This is a genomic window from Mesorhizobium sp. M4B.F.Ca.ET.089.01.1.1 (assembly GCF_004022605.1).
Lineage (GTDB): Bacteria > Pseudomonadota > Alphaproteobacteria > Rhizobiales > Rhizobiaceae > Mesorhizobium > Mesorhizobium abyssinicae.
The window spans coordinates 1-1,979 of record NZ_RZOS01000709.1 but is presented as its reverse complement, the minus strand read 5'-3'; the positions used below and the strand labels follow the sequence as shown (position 1 = coordinate 1,979).

Annotated in this window: 2 protein-coding genes; both read left to right on the top strand. The window is 64.2% G+C overall.

Annotated elements, in window-relative coordinates; all coding sequences use genetic code 11:
- Positions 1 to 136 precede the first annotated feature (136 nt).
- Positions 137 to 1,255: a DNA polymerase III subunit beta gene (dnaN, locus tag EN780_RS33000; RefSeq protein ID WP_127287223.1), complete on the top strand. Its 1,119-nt coding sequence runs from the start codon at positions 137 to 139 to the stop codon at positions 1,253 to 1,255.
- A 140-nt stretch (positions 1,256 to 1,395) separates the two neighbouring features.
- On the top strand, positions 1,396 to 1,979 hold a 584-nt coding region (locus EN780_RS32995; RefSeq protein WP_145971025.1), incomplete at its 3' end, for an AAA family ATPase.

The following is a 1,979-nucleotide window of genomic DNA, read 5'->3' as shown; positions in this document are numbered from 1 at the left end:
GTCCTAACCGGTGGCGCGGGCTTGCGTTTGCAGGCTTTTTCCTGTCAGCTTAAGCAGATTCTGAGCCTGTTCAGACCTTTCGCGGGGCGCCGCTCGCCGGAGACCCGCTCATCCATTCAAGCGAGCCTGTTTCGTCATGCGTGTTATCCTGGAACGGTCAAATCTCCTGAAGTCGCTCAACCATGTCCACCGCGTGGTCGAGCGGCGCAACACCATACCGATCCTGTCCAACGTGCTGCTCAGCGCCGAGGGCGCCAGCCTCGAGATGAAGGCGACCGACCTCGACCTGGAAGTGACCGAAGCGACGCCCGCCAAGGTCGAGCGCGGCGGGGCGACGACCGTTCCGGCGCATCTGCTCTACGACATCGTGCGCAAGCTCGCCGACGGGGCGGAGGTGATGCTGAAGACCGACGAGGACGGCAATGCGATGACGGTCACCTCGGGCCGTTCGAGCTTCCGCCTGCAGTGCCTGCCGCAGTCCGATTTCCCGGAGCTTTCGGCCGGTTCCTTCTCGCACATCTTCCGGCTCGATTCGCTTGACCTGAAAGGCCTGATCGAAAAGACGCAATTTGCCATCTCCACCGAGGAGACGCGCTACTACCTCAACGGCATCTACCTGCACACGCACGAAGCCGGCGGCAAGCTGAAACTGCGCTCGGTGGCGACCGACGGCCACCGCCTGGCGCGCGCCGAGATCGACGCGCCGGCAGGGTCCGAAGGCATGCCGGGCATCATCATCCCGCGCAAGACGGTGAGCGAGCTGCAGAAGCTGGTCGACGACCCGGATGTGGCCGTGACCACCGAACTTTCCGACACCAAGATCCGCTTCACCATCGGCAGCGTGGTTCTGACCTCGAAGCTGATCGACGGCACCTTCCCGGACTATCAGCGCGTCATTCCGACCGGCAACGACAAGAAGCTGATCATCGACCGGCAGAGCTTCGCCGCGGCCGTTGACCGCGTCTCGACCATTTCGTCGGAGCGCGGCCGGGCGGTGAAACTGTCGATCGCCGAGGGCCAGCTGACGCTGGCCGTCAACAATCCGGATTCCGGCAGCGCCACCGAGGAACTGGCCGCCGACTATTCGGCTGATCCGATCGAGATCGGCTTCAACGCCAAGTATCTGCTCGACGTCGCCGCGCAGCTCACCGGCACGGAGGCGAAATTCATGCTCGCCGACGCCGGCTCGCCGACGCTGATCCACGACATGGCCGACGAGACCGCGCTCTACGTGCTGATGCCGATGCGCGTCTAGAGCATGATGCCGAAAAGTGTGAAGCAGTTTTCGGACGACATCATGCTCTATCTCCTTGATTTAGAGCCGGATTCAGATTTCAGGTCGATTCGACCTGAAATCATCCGACTCTAGGCTGCCAACGAGGCGATTTTGCTGCCGTGACCGCAGGTGCAACACAGCTCCAGCAACAAACGCATATAAGTAAGCTTACACTTACGAATTTCCGCAACTATGCGGCGCTATCCATCGGCCTGTCGCCCGGAGCGGTGGTGCTGTCCGGCGACAATGGCGCCGGCAAGACCAATCTGCTGGAAGCGATCTCGCTGCTGACGCCCGGGCGCGGACTGCGCCGCGCACCCTATGCCGACCTGGCGCGCGAAGACGGCGATGGCGGTTTTGCGCTGCATGCCCGCATCGAAGGGCCGGAAGGCCAGGCCGAGATCGGCACCGGCATTGCGGGCGGCGACAGCGGCGAGAGCGGCAGACGCGTGCGGATCAATGGCGCCGCGGCGCGGTCGTCCGAGGATATGCTGGAGTGGCTGCGTGTCGTCTGGCTGACGCCGGCGATGGACGGCCTGTTCCCCGGGCCGGCGGCCGACCGCCGGCGCTTCCTCGACCGGCTGGTGCTGGCGATCGATCCCGGCCACGGCCAGCGCGCGCTCGACTACGAGAAGGCGATGCGCGGGCGTAACCGCCTGCTTACGGAAGGGTCTCGCGACGGCAGCTGGTTCGATGCCATCGA

Bases quoted from the DNA above. Each gene is read 5' to 3' on its own strand.
- dnaN (WP_127287223.1), top strand. From the start codon at position 137: ATGCGTGTTATCCTGGAACGGTCAAATCTCCTGAAGTCGCTCAACCAT.